This window comes from Nocardioides sp. NBC_00850 (assembly GCF_045207335.1).
Classification (GTDB): domain Bacteria; phylum Actinomycetota; class Actinomycetes; order Propionibacteriales; family Nocardioidaceae; genus Nocardioides.
This window is the reverse complement of the sequence record NZ_CP108845.1, coordinates 2356410-2373018: the sequence shown is the minus strand read 5'-3', so window position 1 is coordinate 2373018 and position 16609 is coordinate 2356410. Positions and strand designations below refer to the sequence as shown.

Annotated in this window: 15 protein-coding genes; 8 read left to right on the top strand and 7 right to left on the bottom strand. The window is 69.4% G+C overall.

Annotation, left to right across the window (positions count from 1 at the left end):
* The first annotated feature begins 122 nt into the window (after window positions 1-122).
* Complete coding sequence (locus OH802_RS11670) at window positions 123-1286, top strand: hypothetical protein (RefSeq protein WP_406028025.1); 1164 nt, start codon at window positions 123-125, stop codon at window positions 1284-1286.
* Window positions 1283-2482, top strand: a complete 1200-nt coding sequence (locus OH802_RS11665; RefSeq protein ID WP_406028023.1) for an AI-2E family transporter — start codon at window positions 1283-1285, stop codon at window positions 2480-2482. Before OH802_RS11670 ends, OH802_RS11665 begins: the two co-directional genes overlap by 4 nt.
* Before the next feature lie 55 nt (window positions 2483-2537).
* Here the strand turns inward: OH802_RS11665 and OH802_RS11660 are convergent, their stop codons facing one another.
* Window positions 2538-3500, bottom strand: coding sequence for an EamA family transporter (locus OH802_RS11660; protein ID WP_406028021.1), 963 nt, complete (start codon window positions 3498-3500; stop codon window positions 2538-2540).
* A 38-nt stretch (window positions 3501-3538) separates the two neighbouring features.
* Here OH802_RS11660 and OH802_RS11655 point away from each other — a divergent pair, with 38 nt between their 5' ends.
* Window positions 3539-4090: a CGNR zinc finger domain-containing protein gene (locus OH802_RS11655; protein ID WP_406028019.1), complete on the top strand. Its 552-nt coding sequence runs from the start codon at window positions 3539-3541 to the stop codon at window positions 4088-4090.
* Here the strand turns inward: OH802_RS11655 and OH802_RS11650 are convergent.
* A complete protein-coding gene (locus tag OH802_RS11650; protein WP_406028017.1) occupies window positions 4072-5358 on the bottom strand; it encodes an SLC13 family permease in 1287 nt (428 codons plus the stop codon). The genes OH802_RS11655 and OH802_RS11650 overlap by 19 nt on opposite strands.
* Window positions 5359-5459: 101 nt before the next feature.
* Here OH802_RS11650 and OH802_RS11645 point away from each other — a divergent pair, with 101 nt between their 5' ends.
* The 4 genes from OH802_RS11645 (at window position 5460) to OH802_RS11630 (ending at window position 10216) form a co-directional block, all read left to right on the top strand.
* Entirely contained in the window at window positions 5460-6407 is a 948-nt protein-coding gene (locus OH802_RS11645) for a sensor histidine kinase (RefSeq protein ID WP_406028015.1), read from the top strand.
* Complete coding sequence (locus OH802_RS11640; protein WP_141803142.1) at window positions 6404-7066, top strand: response regulator transcription factor; 663 nt, start codon at window positions 6404-6406, stop codon at window positions 7064-7066. The genes OH802_RS11645 and OH802_RS11640 overlap by 4 nt, the downstream gene beginning before the upstream one ends.
* Before the next feature lie 19 nt (window positions 7067-7085).
* Entirely contained in the window at window positions 7086-8456 is a 1371-nt protein-coding gene (locus OH802_RS11635; protein ID WP_406028012.1) for a pyridoxal phosphate-dependent decarboxylase family protein, read from the top strand.
* A 470-nt stretch (window positions 8457-8926) separates the two neighbouring features.
* Window positions 8927-10216, top strand: coding sequence for a DUF222 domain-containing protein (locus tag OH802_RS11630; RefSeq protein WP_406028011.1), 1290 nt, complete (start codon window positions 8927-8929; stop codon window positions 10214-10216).
* Here OH802_RS11630 and OH802_RS11625 read toward each other — a convergent pair.
* The 5 genes from OH802_RS11625 to OH802_RS11605 form a co-directional block, all read right to left on the bottom strand.
* A complete protein-coding gene (locus OH802_RS11625) occupies window positions 10198-10638 on the bottom strand; it encodes a hypothetical protein (protein WP_406028009.1) in 441 nt (146 codons plus the stop codon). The genes OH802_RS11630 and OH802_RS11625 overlap by 19 nt on opposite strands.
* Before the next feature lie 200 nt (window positions 10639-10838).
* Window positions 10839-12530, bottom strand: a complete 1692-nt coding sequence (locus tag OH802_RS11620) for an FAD-dependent oxidoreductase (protein ID WP_406028007.1) — start codon at window positions 12528-12530, stop codon at window positions 10839-10841.
* Between the two features lie 50 nt (window positions 12531-12580).
* The gene (locus OH802_RS11615) at window positions 12581-13360 is read right to left on the bottom strand and encodes an alpha/beta fold hydrolase (RefSeq protein WP_406028005.1); all 780 of its coding nucleotides are present in this window, start codon (window positions 13358-13360) and stop codon (window positions 12581-12583) included.
* Window positions 13361-13377: 17 nt separating this feature from the next.
* On the bottom strand, window positions 13378-14166 hold the full coding sequence (locus tag OH802_RS11610; protein ID WP_355226239.1) for a hypothetical protein: 789 nt from the start codon (window positions 14164-14166) through the stop codon (window positions 13378-13380).
* Between the two features lie 76 nt (window positions 14167-14242).
* The gene (locus OH802_RS11605) at window positions 14243-16021 is read right to left on the bottom strand and encodes a 3-hydroxyacyl-CoA dehydrogenase family protein (protein ID WP_406028002.1); all 1779 of its coding nucleotides are present in this window, start codon (window positions 16019-16021) and stop codon (window positions 14243-14245) included.
* 62 nt (window positions 16022-16083) lie between these two features.
* Between OH802_RS11605 and OH802_RS11600 the strand changes: the two genes are divergently transcribed.
* Window positions 16084-16590 carry a polyketide cyclase gene (locus tag OH802_RS11600; protein ID WP_406028000.1) on the top strand — a complete coding sequence of 169 codons (507 nt, stop codon included), beginning with the start codon at window positions 16084-16086 and terminating at the stop codon, window positions 16588-16590.
* Window positions 16591-16609 lie beyond the last annotated feature (19 nt).

The window sequence follows — 16609 nt, the reverse complement described above, 5'->3', positions numbered from 1 at the left end:
AGCCCGACCAGGACTCGACGGAGACGCAGGTTCTCCCTAGGGTTCCTGGCGCTTCCGGATCGCCCAGCTCCGGCCACAACTCGGCTCCACCGGCTCCAGGCTCACTCCCAGCCTTCCCGGTCGTGCGGCGTGGCGGATACGACCCCGGCACGGTGAACGCGCGGGTGCAGCAGCTGCTCCAGGCCAACGGCCAGGGTCAGTCGGCGCTGCGCAACGCCCAGCGACGCATCGCCGAGCTCGAGCGCAAGGTCACCGACCTCAAGGCCGCCGCCACCCAGGGCAACGAAGCCCCCTCCTACGCCTCCCTGGGTGGTCGCGCGAGCGCGATGCTCCGGCTGGCCGAGGAGGAGGCGGCCGCGGTCAAGGAGTCCGCCGAGAAGGAGGCCGCGGTCATCCGCGAGGCCGCCCAGCGTGAGGCTGCCGCGACCAAGGCTTCCGCCCAGCGCGACATCGAGGCGCTGCGTACGACGCACTACAAGGAGATCGACGATCACCGCGAGAAGGTGACCTCGGAGGTCCAGCAGGCCCGCAAGATGGTGCAGGCCGAGAGCGACGAGCTGCTCGCCGCCGCCAAGCGCGAGGCCGACCAGATCCGTCTCGCCGTGCAGCAGGAGGTCACCCAGCTGCGTACGTCGACCCAGCGTGAGGTCGAGAAGGCACGCGCCGGCGCGGACCGCGAGGTCCAGGAGGCCCGGCGGATGCTCGCCGTCGAGCGCGAGCGTCTCGCCCGCGAGGCCGCCGACCACCACGACCAGGCGATGGCCGAGACCACTCGCATCGTGACCGAGGGCGAGACCCGCGCCGCGGACGCCGAGGAGCGGGCCCGGATCGCCGCCCAGCACGTCGCCGACCAGCGCGCCGAGCTGGCCAAGGAGTCCGAGGGGATCATCGCTCGCGCCCGCCGCGACGCCGAGGCGATCCTGTCCAAGGCCCGCGCCGAGGCCGACCACCTCGCCTCCACCGCGACCGTCGAGGCCGAGAAGGGCCACGCGATCATCAAGGCCGAGGTCGACCGTCTCACCAAGCGTCGCGACGCGATCGCCGCTCAGCTCTCCTCGCTCACCGACCTGGTCTCCGGGTTCGGCAAGACCGAGGACCCGGCTGAGCTGGAGGCACCGAAGCCGATCACCGACGACGAGGACATCGTCGACGGCGAGCTGGTGGTCGATGAGAGCGTCACCCTGGTCGACTCGGACGACGACCTCGCCGACGACTACGACGACTACGACGAGCCCTCCGAGAAGACCGCTATCCGCGAGCCCGAGACTGCGACCGAGAGCCGGTGAGCGGGGCCGCTGCCGACCGTCCTGCGGACGGTCCGGAGACGACGTCTGCCCAGACCGACTCCACCGACGACGCGACGGTCGACAGCGAGGCCGCGATCGACGTCGAGGAGCCGGAGCCTGACGAGAGCGAGCGCGACAAGAAGTTCGGCAAGCCCGGGCCGCCGTTCGACAGGAGGTCGCCCTACCTGTTCGGGCTTCTCCTCGGCCTCGGCCTGCTGACGGCCTACGCAGCGAGCAACCTCCTCACCACGATGGGGAGCGTGATCCTCCAGGTGGTGGTCTCGCTCTTCATCGCCGCGGGGATCAACCCGATGGTGGTGTTCCTGCAGAGGCGTGGCTTCCCGCGGCCGTGGGCGGTCCTGTCCGTCATCCTCGGCGTGCTGGGCGCCCTGGCGCTCTTCTTCGTGGCGCTGGTGCCGGTGATCAGCGACCAGGTCGCCAAGATCTCTGCCAACGTTCCCGACTGGATCGACGAGCTTCAGCGCAACCAGCGCATCCAGCAGTTCAACGAGGACTACCAGATCCTCGACAAGGTGCAGGACTACGTCGCCAGCGGCGACTTCGTCAGCAGTGCCTTCGGCGGAGCGCTCGGCGTGGGCCTGGCGGTGATCAACGTGCTCGTCACGGGCTTCATCGTCATCGTCCTGACGCTCTACTTCATCGCCGCCTACGACCAGACGAAGAACGCGATCTACCGCCTCGCCCCTGCCTCGCGCCGCGAGCGGGTCGGCAAGCTCGGTGACCGGGTCTTCGAGGGCATCGGGGGCTATGTCTCCGGGGCGTTCATCGTCGCGCTGTGCGCCGGTCTGTCCACCCTGGTGCTGCTCTTCGTCATCGGGATGGGCGAATACGCGGTCGCTCTGGCCTTCGTCGTCATGATCACCGACGTGATCCCGATGATCGGGGCCACCATCGGCGCGATCATCGTCTGCGCGATCACCTTCGCGACGACCGACCTGAAGACGGGCCTCATCGCGGTGATCTTCTACATCGCCTACCAGCAGTTCGAGAACTATGTCGTCTATCCGCGGGTCATGTCCCGCTCGGTCGACATCCCCGGCGTCATCACGGTGATCGCGGCCCTCATCGGTGCCTCGCTCCTCGGTGTCGTCGGCGCCCTGCTGGCGATCCCGACTGCCGCCGCCATCCTGATGCTGATCCGTGAGGTCTACGTCAGGGCCCAGGACGAGCGCTAGTCCCAACCACCTGTGAAGCGCCGCACGCAGCTGATGCGTGCGGCGCTTCGCTTTCTCAGGCGGCGGTCGTCTTCTGCTCTCCCTGCTGGACCGCGATGATGCCGGCCAGCACGACCAGCCCGCCGACGAGCTGAATCAGCCCGGGGGCCTCGCCGAGCAGCAGCCAGGCGACGACGACGGCCGAGACGACCTCGAGAAGCCCCACGAAAGACGAGAGCCGCGAACCGAGGGTGCGGGTGGCGGCGATGCCGGTGGCGTACGCAACCGAGCAGGTCAGCACGCCGAGGCCGATCAGCGGGCCCCACCACGGCATCTCCAGGCCCGCCAGGACCACCGGCGTGGTCTCCATCGCGAACGGGATGGCTCCGACCAGGCAGAGCAGCGCGAGCAGGACAGTGGCGCCGGTCAGGCCGAGCCAGGCCAGCGCGAGCGGCGGCAGCGTGGTGCTGGAGTGAGCGTTGAGCACGTAGTAGCCGGCCAGACCGACGGCGGCCGCGGAGCCCCACATGATGCCGAACGGGTGCACGTTCGCCCCGCTGACCAGGTCGAGGACGAGCACGAGCCCGACGATCGCGACCAGGGCGCCGACCATCGTCAGCCGCGAGGGCCGCTCGCCGTGCCGCAGCCACATCCAGGCGACGACGAGCACCACCCCCATGTACTCCAGCAGGAGCGCCGGCCCGACGGCCATCCACTGCACCGCCGAGAAGAAGGCGAACTGCGGCACCACGATGGCCAGCAGTGCGTACGCCACCACGACCCGCCAGCTCGCGGCGACACCCTGCCACCGACCGGCGAGCGCGCGAAGCGCGAAGGGGGCCAGCACCACCGCGCCGATGCCGACGCGGAAGACCAGCACCCCGCCGGTCGACCAGCCGGTGTCGAAGAGGCCGCGTCCCAGCGGGCCCGAGAGGCTGAACGTGACCGCCGAGACGACCGCCATGAGCAGCCCGGCCGCCACCAGCGGCGTCTTCTGCGTGCTCTGCGGCACCGCCTCGTCATTGGTCAAAGTCGTCATGACACATGACAATCCCACCGACGCGGTAATGTGTCAACATGGTTTTCACCCATGACACCGACGTAGGCCTCCAGGCAGCCGCGGCACTGGCGAACACCCTCGCCCTCTCCCCCGGCTCGGTCGACGAGCTGGAGACCGTGGCGGCCCTCGACGAGTTCTTCGTGACGTACGACTACACGGGGAGGCACGACCGTGACCGCGCCGAGCTCGACGAGGTCCGGGCCCTCCGCGTCCGGCTGCGCGACCTGCTCACCGCCGAGCGCGACGAGGCCGTGCGGCTGACCAACGAGATGCTCGCCGAGCACAGCGCGACTCCTCAGCTGGTCCGCCACACGAACTACGACTGGCACATCCACGCCACCGAGCCCGACGCCCCGCTGGCCACGCGGATCGCCGTCGAGACCGCGATGGCCATGGTCGACGTCATCCGCGCCGGCGAGCTGTCCCGGCTCTCGATCTGCGCCGACGAGAGCTGTGCCGGCGTGGTCGTCGACCTCTCCCGCAACCGCTCCAAGCGCTACTGCTCGCCGACCTGCACCAACCGCAACGCGGTCGCCGCCTATCGCGAACGTCAGGCCAGCACGAAGTAGCGGAGGGCTACGTAGACCCAGGCGACGGCAAGGGTCACGATCGTGACCACGATGCCGTACCTGGTGAACTTCCAGAAGCTGATCGGGTGGCCGGCCTTGGCGGCGAGGCCGAGCACCACCACGTTGGCACCGGCGGCGACCGCGGTCGTGTTGCCACCGAGGTCGGCGCCGAAGACGAGGGCCCACCACAGCGGGCTGTCGGCTCCCGAGGACGGCGTCGCGGCGACCATCTCCTCCACGATCGGCACCATCGCGGCGGTGTAGGGGATGTTGTCGACGAACCCGCCGACGATCGCCGAACCGATCATCAGCCCGGTCACCCCGGCGAGCTCGTTGTCGCCCATCAGCTCGGCGGCGTACGTCCCGAGGGACCCGATCACACCGACCTCGACCAGCCCGCCGACCAGCACGAACAGCGCCATGAAGAAGGCCAGGGTCGACCACTCGACCTCCTCCAGGAACGCCTCCGTCCGCGTCTGGGAGACGACCACCATCGCGCCGGCGCCGAGCATGGCGACCAGCGACGGGTCCAGGTGGAGCTCGGTGTGCAGCCCGAAGGCGAGCATCACCAGGGCCAGGACGGCCAGGCAGCGATAGAGCAGCCCGCGGTCATGGATCGCCGAGGCGGGCGGCTCGATCAGTCCGTCCAGGTCGACCCGGCCACGGAAGTCACGCCGGAAGAGCAGCCGGACCAGCCCGATCAGGACGACCAGCAGGATCAGGCACAGCGGCAGCGAGTGGATCAGGAAGTCGTCGAAGGTCAGGTTGGCCCGGCTGGCCACGATGATGTTGGGCGGGTCGGCGATCAGGGTCGAAGTGCCGCCGACGTTGGCGGCCAGGATGAGCGAGATCAGGTACGGCATCGGGCGCAGGCCCAGCCGCTCGCAGACCGACAGGGTCACCGGCGTGACGAGCAGCACCGTGGTCACGTTGTCGAGGATCGGCGAGAGCGCCGCGGTGACCAGGATGAGAAGCGTCGCCAGGCGCGCCGGGCGGCCGCCGGAGTGCTTGACCGCCCACAGCGCGAGGAACTCGAACAGGCCCGTCTGTTTGAGGACACCGACGATCACCATCATCCCGAAGAGCAGGAAGATGACGTCCCAGTCGACCCCGGTCTCATGACTGAAGAAGGCCGATTCGGCGTTGATGATCCCGAGCGCGACCATCGCGGCGACGCCACCCAGGGCGGCGGCGACGCGGTGGACGCGCTCGGTGGCGATGAGGCCGTAGGTGACGATGAAGACGGCCACCGCTGCGTACACGATCATGCGTTGAGCTCCATGCCATCGACCCTCCGTTACCGGAGACCTGATCCGAATGGGTGCTGCCACCCATAAGTCCTGACCAGAGGACATGTCAGGGTTAATGCATGAGTCATCTACCGCTCTACTGGCGGGTCTGCCTGACCAACGGCACGCTCTTCTGCGTCGGCACCCTGGTCCTGGCGCTGTCCCCGGCCCGGGTCTCCGAGCGCGTCCTGGCCTCGGAGGCGGTGGTGCTGGCGGTCGGGCTGGTAGTGATGGCGACGCTCAACGCGCTCCTGCTGTTGCGCAGCCTGGCGCCGATCGACCGGGTGATCCGCACGATGGACTCGGTCGACCATCTCTCCCCCGACCAGCGCCTGTCGACCCCCGGCAACGGCGCCGGCGCCCGTCTGGTGGCCAGCTACAACGCGATGCTCGACCGGCTGGAGACCGAGCGGAGCACCAGCAACGCCAAGGCGCTCGCCGCTCAGGAGGCAGAGCGACACCGGATCGCCCAGGAGCTCCACGACGAGGTGGGACAGTCGCTCACCGTCGTACTCCTGGGGCTCAAGGGGCTGGAGCGACAGGTGCCGGAGGAGGTGCGTCCCGAGCTCGCCGCCGTCCGCGAGTCCGCGCGCACCGGCATCGACGACGTACGCCGCGTGGCCCGCCAGCTGCGGCCGGGCGTGCTCGAGGACCTCGGCCTGCACGCCGCCCTGGCCTCGCTGGCCACCGACGTCGGCGCACTGGGCCGCACGACCGTACGCCGCACCATCGGCCGCGGGCTCCCCGAGCTGCCCCAGGACCGCGAGCTGGTGATCTACCGGGTCGCCCAGGAGGCGCTCACCAACGTCGTACGCCACGCCCACGCCGCCACCGCCGAACTCTCCCTGTGCAAGATCGGCGACAAGGTCGTCCTCACCGTCTCCGACGATGGCCGCGGCAGCGCCGCCCTCGTGGCCGGCGCCGGGATCAGCGGCATGCGGGAGCGGGCGCTGCTCGTGGGTGCCGACCTGAGCGTGACCAGCACCCCCGGCCGCGGCACGACTGTCCGCCTGGAGGTGCCGCTGTGACTCCCACGCCTGCGAAGATCCGGATCCTGCTGGCCGACGACCACACCCTCGTACGCCGCGGGGTCCGCCTCATCCTCGACGCCGAACCGGACCTCGAGGTGGTCGCCGAGGCCGCCGACGGAGCCGAGGCCGTCGCGGCGCTGCGCGACGTCGAGGTCGACCTGGTGATCCTCGACGTCGCCATGCCCCGCATGACCGGGCTGCAGGCCGCGCGCACGATCGCCCGGATGCGTACGCCTCCGAAGATGCTGATGCTCTCGATGCACGACAACGAGCAGTACTTCTTCGAGGCGCTCAAGGTCGGCGCCAGCGGGTACGTCCTCAAGTCGGTCGCCGACGAGGACCTGGTCAAGGCGTGCCGCACCGCTATTCGGGGACAAGCCTTCGTCTATCCCGGGGCGATGAGTGCCCTGGTCCGCGACTATCTGGACCGCCTCAACCGTGGCGAGAGCCTCCCGCGCACGGTGCTGACCGAGCGCGAGGACGAGGTGCTCAAGCTCATCGCCGAGGGCCATTCGACCCGGGAGATCGCCCGCGAGCTGACGATCTCCTACAAGACCGTCGAGCGGCACCGCGAGAACATCCTCGCCAAGCTGGGCCTCCGCGATCGCACCCAGGTCACGCGATATGCCATCAGAGCAGGTCTCATCGAGCCCTGAGAGGGCCTACCGTCGAAGGATGGACCCACGGCTCGACACAGACCTCGCCGGGATGACCGATCTCCTCGGCGCGATCCAGGACTACGCACAAGAGATCATCGCCGGACTCGACCGCAGGCCGGTGACCTCTCCGTTCCGGCCGCCCTCCGTCGAGCGGCTGCCGGCCCGGGGCGTCGGCGGCCAGGCCGCTCTGCGCCACTTCGAGACCCGCTGGGCGCCGGGCCTCTCGGCGAGCGCCGGCCCCCGCTACCTGGGCTTCGTCACCGGCGGGGCGACCCCTGCCGCGGTCGCCGGCGACTGGCTCACCTCGGTCTTCGACCAGAACACCATCACAGTCCAGGACTCTGCCGCCAGCGACCTGGAACGCGAGACGGTGCGCTGGGTCCTCGACCTGCTGAACCTTCCCGGCGACTTCAGCGGAGCGTTCGTCACCGGCGCGACCATGTCCAACCTCACCGGGCTGGCCCTGGCCCGCGAGTGGCTCGGCGACCGGCTCGGAGTGTCGGTCTCGGCCGAGGGCGTCGCGGCGCTCGGTGGGGTCGTCGTACTCTCCGGCGCTGCCCACTCCACCGTCTCCAAGGCGCTCTCCGTGCTCGGGCTGGGTCGCGACAGCCTCCATCCTGTCGCCCTCCTCCCCGGCCGGGATGCGGTCGACGTCGACGCGTTGCGGACCGCGCTGCGCGAACAGGACGGCAGGCCCGTGATCGTCGTCGCCAACGCCGGCACCGTGAACACCGGCGACTTCGACGACCTGGACGCCATCGCCGACCTCCGCGACGAGTTCCCGTTCTGGCTGCACGTCGACGGCGCCTTCGGGGCCTTCGCTGCCCTCTCCCCCGCGCACGCCCACCTCGTCGCCGGTCTTTCCCGCGCCGACTCGATCTGCGTCGACCTGCACAAGTGGCTCAACGTCCCCTACGACTCCGCGATCCAGCTCAGCCGCCATCAGGACCTCCAGGCCCGGGTCTTCAGCAACGCCTCGGCCTACATCGGCCTCCCCGGCTCTTCCCCCGACTTCGTACACCTCACCCCGGAGAGCTCCCGGCGCCTGCGCGCCCTGCCTGCCTGGTTCACCCTGTACGCCTACGGCCGCGAAGGCCATCGCGAGATCGTCGAGCGCACCATCGCTCTCGCGCGCCGGGTCGGGAGACTTCTTGACGAGATCGACGGGGTGGAGCTTCTCGCGCCTGTCCGGCTCAACATCGTCTGTCTGAAGGTTCCTGGCGATCCTGCCTTGCTCGCTCGCCGGGTCGCCGATACTGGCGTGACCTTCGTGACTCCTACGGTTCATCACGGCACTCCCGCGCTGCGGTTGGCGTTCAGCAACTGGCGTACGTCTGAGGCGGATGCGGATCGCATCGTCGAGGTCTTTCGGCGGCTCTTGTCATAGCCCCCGCTGGTCGAGCCGCCCTTCGCCCGCTGGTCGAGCCGCCCTTCGCCCGCTGGTCGAGCCGCCCTTCGCCCGCTGGTCGAGCCGCCCTTCGCCCGCTGGTCGAGCCGCCCTTCGCCCGCTGGTCGAGCCGCCGGAGCCGCTAGGCGGAGGCGTGTCGAGACCAACACGGTTCTCTTCTTCGGGAAACCTCGCATAGCGACTGTTCTTCGTTTCAGGGTTCGCCGCCGACCCGGTCTTTGAGTGTTTCTCGATCGCGCACCGCGTCAAGGACGCCCTTCGGGCGCCGGCTTCGCCGGCCGCTTCGCGGTCCTTGACTCGGCACCCGATCGAGAAAGATTTCGCCTGTATCGGGGCGGCGGCGAGAGAGTGGCGCGGAGTTCACGTTGCTTGTTCGCTGACTGCGTAACTTGGGTTTGACCTGCTTAAATAGGTCGCGGCAGGGTGCCCGATCGCATATAATAACGCCTATGTACGAGACCGTCGACCACCTCCTCGCTGGGCCGCCTCCGGGCGCGTCCGAGGCTGAGCTGGTGGACTGGATCGCTGGTCTCGAAGCGATGAAGTGCACCGCCGAGGCTGTGCAGGCAGAAGCGGCGGTACGTCTCGACGAAGCCGTCCGCGCCCGCCAATTAGAGGCTGGGGTGCCTGCCCGCAGGCTCGGCGAAGGGGTCGCCTCCCAGGTCGCGCTGGCGCGGCGGGTCTCACCCGAGAAGGGCGCCAAGCTCCTCGGGCTGGCGAAGATCCTGACCGCGGAGATGCCGCACACCTTCGCCCTGATGAAGGCCGGGCTGTTCTCCCAATGGCAGGCCACCATCCTCGCCCGCGAAACCGCCTGCCTGTCGGTGGAGGACCGCAGGGTCATCGACCACGAGCTCTGCGCCACCGGCTTGAACGGCGAACCGGCTCGTGCGGTGGCCATGGGGCTACGGCAGCTCGAGAACGCCGCCAAGAAACTCGCCATCACCCTCGACCAGGCATCCGTCGTCGCCAGGGCCGCGAACGCAGTGAAAGACCGCCGCGTCAGCCTGCGGCCGGCACCGGACACGATGACCTGGCTCGGCGCCCTGCTGCCGGTCAAGGACGGCGTCGCCGTCTTCGCCGCACTGGACCAGGCGGCGAAGGCTGCCCACGCAGCAGGCGACGAGCGGACCCGGGGTCAGGTCATGGCCGACACCCTCGTCGACCGGATCACCGGCCGCGAGACTGGTGGCAAGCCGCGGATCGAGGTCAAGATCGTGATGACCGCCGACTCCCTTGCCAACACCAGCGACCAGCCGGCCATGGTCGAGGGCTACGGCCCCGTCCCCGCGGCCTGGGCCCGCGAAGCACTCGCCGACGCCGAGGTGTTCGTCCGCCGGCTGTTCACCGACCCGGCCGGTCAGTTGGTGGCGATGGAGTCACATGCCCGCAAAGCACCCGACGGGCTGGCCGAGTTCATCGCGACCCGCGACGGCGGGATCTGCCGCACCAACGGCTGCGACGCACCCATCCGCAACATCGACCACATCCAACGCCACGCAGACGGCGGCGCAACCAGCGCCGACAACCTCCAAGGGCTGTGCGAACGATGCAACCAAGCCAAGGAAGCCCTCGGCTGGCGAGCCAGACCAGAACCCGACGGCACCATCATCACCACCACACCCACCGGCCACACCTACATCAGCCCACCACCAGACACCTGGGCACCGGACCCGCCACTATCGCCAGCAGAGCTCAGACTGCGCCGCATGCTGCGCGATCACACCCTCGCGGCCTGATCCACGGCGCCGGACGTACGACGACGAAGGCTTTCCGGGCGAATGACGCAAGAAGCGGCCACGATCAGCAATGTCACGCTGCCCGCCACGACACCGACGGCGAGGTCGGGCAACCAGGTGACGGCGAAGCCGAGCGACGCGCCCAGCAGTCTCGGCAGCAGAATCAGGCCCATCGCAGCCAAGCCCGCAGCTACCGCGCAGACCCATCTGAGCGGCGACGAACCCGGGATTCGGCGCGCGGCCAGCATGAGCAACAGACCGATCGGGACGGATCCGGCCAACAGCCAAGGCGCTGCGGACAGCAACGGGTCACCGCCCTTGACGGTTGCTGATCCTCCGCGCGCGATCTCGTCGATGTCCGCGGCGGCGGCACTCAGGCTCGGCGCGCGCTTCTCGGCGTAGGAGTTGGCCAGAACGACCACAGCCCGGTCCTCTCCAGGGAGCAGGGAGACATGAGCGAAGTAACCTGCTCCTCGACCCGGACGATGGTGCCCGGAGCCGAGCGAGGGCCGCCATCGCCGCCCGGATGGCGAGCGTGTTCGTCGGCCGATGCGTGAAAGAGTCTCAGCCGCCGACCAGGACGGACCCCATCGAGCCCTGGCGTTGCCCGCCGTCCTAGGGCTCAGGCGCCGAACTCCCGAGCGCGCATCCGCGCGAGGTGGGCGTGCACCAGCGGGAGCACCGAGGCGCCCTCGCCGCTCGCAGAGGCGACCCGTTTCATGGATCCGGCGCGCGCGTCGCCGACAGCGAAGACGCCCGGCACGGTCGTCTCCAGGCTCGCAGGCGGGTTCCCCTCGACCCACGCGTCTCGCGGTACGTCGCGGCCGGTCAGGACGAACCCGTGCTCGTCGAGCGCCACCTCCTCCGCCAGCCACGCACAGTCGGGTTCCGCTCCGAGCAGGCAGAAGAGGCCGTCGGCAGCGGCCTCGGTGTCCTCGCCGGTGTCCAGGTTCTCCAGTCGCAACCACTCCAGCTGGCCCTCGCCCCCGCCGTCGGCGACGACCGTGCGGGTCCGGACCTGGATGTTCGACGTCGCCTCGATCTCACGCACCAGATAGGCCGACATGGTCTCCGCGAGCTCGTGACGGCGGACCAGGATCGTCACCTCGCTCGCGAACTTGGCGAGGTGGATGGCCGCCTGCCCGGCCGAGTTGCCCCCGCCGATCACGAAGACGGCACGGCCCTGCATCTCGCGCGCCATCGACGTCGCGGCCCCGTAGTAGACCCCCGCACCCACGAGGCCATCCACACCGGCGACCCCGAGACGCCGGTAGGTCACGCCCATCGCGAGCACGACCGTACGGGCGCAGAACTGCGCACCGCGCACGTGCACGTGCTGGTGCTCGGGCTCGTCGGCCGGGCCAGGCTCGATCCGGGTCACCGGGCGTCCGGTGAAGAAGCGCGCACCGAACCGTCCGGCCTGGATGCGGGATCGCTGGGCGAGGCGCATGCCCGAGATCCCGCGCGGGAAGCCGAGGTAGTTGCGGATCATGGAGCTGGAGCCCGCCTGGCCGCCGATCGCGTCGCGCTCCACGAGGACCGTCGCCAGCCCCTCCGACGCCGCATAGACCGCCGCCGCGAGGCCCGCCGGTCCGCCGCCCACGATGGCGACGTCGGCGATCACGCCGTCCGGAATATCGTCGAACCCGCCATAGATGGCCTCGGCGGCCGTCGCCGCCGTCGCCCCGGAGACCACGCGCCCCGTGAAGGTACGAACCAGAGGCAGCCGTGCCCCCGGACCGGCGGCCTCGATGAGCTCCTGCGCCTCGTCGTCGCTCGGCCCGAGCGAGCGATGTGGGAAGCCCATGCGTTCCAGCAGGTCTCGTACCGCCGCCGCGTCGCGGTCGCCCGGCTCGGCCACGACGTCGGTCACGGTCACCAGGGGTCTGCCCACCGACCACCCCCACTCGGAGAGCAACTCGATCAGCGCGGTGTGGAACTCCTCGTCTCGCGGGCCGCGCGGGATGAGCACGAAGGTGTCCATCTCGCGCTGGAGCGCCGCGGCGCGCAGGTCGTCGAGCGCATCGGCGAAGTCATCCCACGAGACCAGCGCCACGCGACGTGCCGTCGCCACGATCGCCGGTACGTGGTGCAGGAACTCGATCGAGGTGCCTTCGTCGAGGACGTGCTCGGCGGCGACCATCGCGATCTGTGCACCCTCGGCCACGAGGGAGCGTGTCCTGTCGAGACCCGCGGCGAAGCCCGCCACTGGCTCGATCCGGTAATCACGGTCATACCGGGCCCGGAACTCCCGCTCGACGATGTCGGCGTGCTCGCCGCCGACCAGCACGATGACTGGCTTGTCACGCTCCATGCCGCACAGCGTAGACGCGGCTCGGCAGGCACTCCGTCTGTTTCGGTGTCTCAGTCGCCGAGAAACTGACGAAGGGCCGCCAGGAAGGTCTCCGGCTTCTCGGAGTGGACCCAGTGTCCGGCGCCCTTGATCGTCACCTTGCGGTAGCGCGGGAACCACTCCTTCATCGCTGGCGCGTACTCGTCGGTGACGTAGTTGGACAGCTCGCCGGCCACCCACATCACGGGCCCCTCGTACGCCTCGTACGCCTTCAGCTCCTCGGCCGGCCAGTCGCCGATGCGGTCCAGATCGCGGCCCAGGACGGGGAGGTTCATGGACCAGCGCCAGCTGTCGCCGTCGCGGCGCAGGTTCTGCAGCAGGAAGCCACGGACGGTCGCGTCGGGGACCGCCTCCTGCATCCCGGCGTCGGCCTCCTCGCGGCGGGTGATGTGGTCCAGGTCGAGGCTCTGCATGGCGTCGACGTACGTCTTGAAGCCACCGACGCGCTCGTAGACGACCGGGGACATGTCGGCCACGACGAGCTTCGCGACCAGCTCGGGGCGGGTGATCGCGAGCAGCATCGCCACCTTGCCGCCCATCGAGTGGCCGACCACGGTCGCGGGGTCGTCGGCCGAGAGCAGCTCGGCAACGGCCGCGGTCACGTCGAGGTAGTCGAAGGTGTCAGGCTGCGGAGAGCGACCGTGGTGCGGCAGGTCGACGAGCGTGACCCGATGCTTGTCGGCCAGCTGCTTGCCGAGCGTGTTCCAGTTGCGTCCCTGGCCGAAGAGTCCGTGCAGGAAGACAACACGACTTCCGGTGTCGCCGAGCTCGAGCGTATGAAGTGGTGGCACCGGGGAAGCGTACGCCGCTAGAAATCGAAGCCGTCGAACATGTCGCCGATGCCGTCACCGATGCCGCCGAACATGTCGCCCATGCCCTCGCCGATGCCGCCGATCGCGTCGCCCATCCCTTCGCCGATCTCACCGAAGGCGTCGAAGCCGCCGAACGCGCTGAACATCAGCCCGGCGAACATCCAGTCCATCGGCGAGAAGGCGCCGAAGTAGCCGGCGGCGTAGGGCCGGTAGGCCGGGCCACCCTGCCAATAGGGAACGCGCTCGTTGCCGACCATCACCTTGCGGGTGTCGGGCTCCGCGCCGACCTTGACGCGCTCGGCGTCGAGCGCACAGGCGGGTACGTCACGAGTGGTGCCGCCCGGAGGCGCCCAGGCCACGTCCTCGACCGAGAGCCCGTGGCGGGGGTCGAAGAAGCACGGCGGGCGGCGCTTCGGCAGCGGCTCGCCTGCCACCCGGGCCTCGACGCACGCGATCGCGTAGCGGCCGTCCTCGACAATCGTCGTGATCTTCTTGACGTCGTCGGGCACGGTCATCTTGTCGACGGTGCGCTTGGCCGTCTCGTATTCGTCCAGCGCGCGCTGGTAGTCGGCGTTGGCGCCCTCGTCGAGCTCCTTGCCGGCCATGTCCAGGTCGAGCCTCTGCAGCTCTTCACCGAAGGCGGTCACGTCCTCGAAGGCGAGCTGCTTGACCGGCTCGAGGTCAGCGCGCTGCTTTTCCAGCGCTCGCGCCTGCGAACGCTTGCTGGTCACTACCACGGTCCCGATCACCGCGACGACGATGAGAAGTGCGATCAGAAGTCCCACGTCTTTCAGCGTACTGCCACGGTGGTCGGGCCGGGAGGGACAAACCTCAGCCGTTCATGTTGCTTCGGGCTCCGCTTCAGCTGTAGTCGCGGAACCCCTTGCCGGTCTTGCGGCCGAGGTAACCGGCGGTGACCAGGTGCTCCAGCAGCGGCGCGGGCGCGAAGCCCGGCTCGCGGAACTCCAGGTAGAGCTCGCGCTCGATGGCCAGCGAAACGTCGTTGCCGACGACGTCGAGCAGCTCGAACGGACCCATCGGCAGCGCACAGCCGAGCTTCATCGCGGTGTCGATGTCGTCCGCGGTCGCGTAGTGACCCTCGAGCATCTTGACCGCGTCGTTGAGGTAGGGGAAGAGCAGCGCGTTGACGATGAAGCCGGCCCGGTCCCCGCACGAGACCGGCGACTTGCCGACCTCCTTGCAGAGGGCGCGGACGGTCTCGGAGACCTCCTCGTCCGTGGTGACGGTGGAGACGACCTCGACCAGCTTCATCACCGGCGCCGGGTTGAAGAAGTGCATCCCGACGACGTCGGACGGGCGCTTGGTCACCTTGGCCAGCTCGATGACCGGCAGGCTCGAGGTGGTGGTCGCCAGGATCGCGCCCGGCTTGCAGATGTCGTCGAGGTTCTCGAAGAGGGTGGTCTTGATGGCCAGGTCCTCGGCGATCGCCTCCACGACGATGTCGACGTCGGCCAGGTCGTCCAGCGAGGTGGTGCCGGTGAGCCGGCCGAGGATCTCCGGCTTCGCCGACTCCTCCAGCTTGCCCCGTCCGATCGCCTTGTCGAGGCTCTTGGTGATCCGCGCTGCGACACCGTCCACCTTGTCGGGGCTGCGCCCGACGTACGTCACGTCGTAGCCGCCCTTGGCGAAGACCTCGACGATCCCGGAGGCCATCGTGCCGGTGCCGACGACACCGACCTTCGAGATCGGGCGGCGCAGCTCGTGGGTGGCGTCGGCGCTCGGGGTCAGCGCGTCCGGGACGACGATCGGCGAGTCGGCGGCCTCGTAGGTGTAGAAGCCGCGGCCCGACTTTCGCCCGAGCATCCCGGCGGTGACCATCTGCTTGAGGATCGGCGCGGGGGCGTGCAGCCGGTCGCGGCCCTGGCGGTACATCGTGTCGAGGATCTCGTAGGAGGTGTCCAGGCCGATCAGGTCCAGCAGCGCCAGCGGTCCCATCGGGTAGCCGCAGCCCAGCCGCATCGCGGTGTCGATGTCCTCGCGGGTGGCGTAGTGGCCCTCGAACATCGAGACCGCGTGGTTCAGGTAGCCGAACAGCAGCGCGTTGGCGATGAACCCGGCCCGGTCGCCGCAGACCACCGGCGACTTGCCGACCTTGCCGACGACCTCGCGCACGTCCTCGAGCACGTCGGGCTCGGTCACCACGGTGCGTACGATCTCGACGAACTTCTGCACCGGAGCGGGGTTGAAGAAGTGCACGCCGACGACCCGGCCTGGGTGGTTGGAGGCGGTCGAGATCTCGGTCACCGACAGCGACGAGGTGTTGGTCGCCAGGATCGTCTCGGGAGCCACGATCTCGTCGAGGGTGGCGAGGATCGACTTCTTCAGCTCCAGCGACTCCACGACCGCCTCGACGACCATGTCGACGTCCTTGAGCGCCGTCGCGTCGGTGGCGAAGGAGATCCGGCCGAGCAGCGCCTCCTGCTCCTCCTCGCTGAGCTTGCCGCGCTTGACCGCGCGACCCGTCGAGTGCGCCAGGTGGGCCTTGCCACGCTCGAGGCCCTCCTCGTCCCGCTCCACCCCGACCACGGTGAAACCGTTGCGGGCGAACACCTCCGCGATCCCGGCACCCATGGTGCCCAGGCCGACGACTCCGACTGTCTCGATCGTGCGCTCACTCATGCCCCGCATCCTGCCATGGGGTGACGTTCGGCACGCCGGTGATGCCGCTAGATTCGGGCGCTGTGACCGACCAGACCCAGACCGCCGAACGCATCGAGGCCGAACGCATCGACGCCGAGCGGATCATCCCCGCCTCCCCCACCGACATCTTCGCCGTTCTCATCGACCCCGACGGCCATGTGGCCATCGACGCCGCCGGCATGCTCCAGTCCGCAGAGGGATCGCCGGTGGGCGCGGTCGGTGACCGGTTCGTCGTCCACATGGACCGCGAGGCCCTCGGCGACTACCCGCTCGGCAAGTACGACGTCACCGTGATCATCACCGGGTTCGAGCCCGGCAGGGCGATCGAGTGGACCATCGAAGGCACCGTCAAGCCGCCCATCGGTCACCGCTTCGGGTATGAGCTGGAGCAGCTCGACTCGGGCGACACCCGCGTCACCTCGTACTGCGACTGGTCCACCGCCCTGCCCGAGTGGAAGGCGATCTTCCCGGTGATCGACCAGAAGTCCATCCGGGCCACCCTGGGGATCCTGGATCGAGCCGTACGCCGCGGCTACCCCCGCCCCTGATCGAAGCGTCACCCCCGCA

Coding starts and splice junctions, on each gene's coding strand:
- OH802_RS11635 (WP_406028012.1), top strand. CDS start 7,086: ATGGACCCACGGCTCGACACAGACCTCGCCGGGATGACCGATCTCCTC.
- OH802_RS11645 (WP_406028015.1), top strand. CDS start 5,460: ATGAGTCATCTACCGCTCTACTGGCGGGTCTGCCTGACCAACGGCACG.
- OH802_RS11660 (WP_406028021.1), bottom strand. CDS start 3,500: ATGACGACTTTGACCAATGACGAGGCGGTGCCGCAGAGCACGCAGAAG.
- OH802_RS11620 (WP_406028007.1), bottom strand. CDS start 12,530: ATGGAGCGTGACAAGCCAGTCATCGTGCTGGTCGGCGGCGAGCACGCC.
- OH802_RS11650 (WP_406028017.1), bottom strand. CDS start 5,358: ATGATCGTGTACGCAGCGGTGGCCGTCTTCATCGTCACCTACGGCCTC.
- OH802_RS11655 (WP_406028019.1), top strand. CDS start 3,539: ATGGTTTTCACCCATGACACCGACGTAGGCCTCCAGGCAGCCGCGGCA.
- OH802_RS11630 (WP_406028011.1), top strand. CDS start 8,927: ATGTACGAGACCGTCGACCACCTCCTCGCTGGGCCGCCTCCGGGCGCG.
- OH802_RS11605 (WP_406028002.1), bottom strand. CDS start 16,021: ATGAGTGAGCGCACGATCGAGACAGTCGGAGTCGTCGGCCTGGGCACC.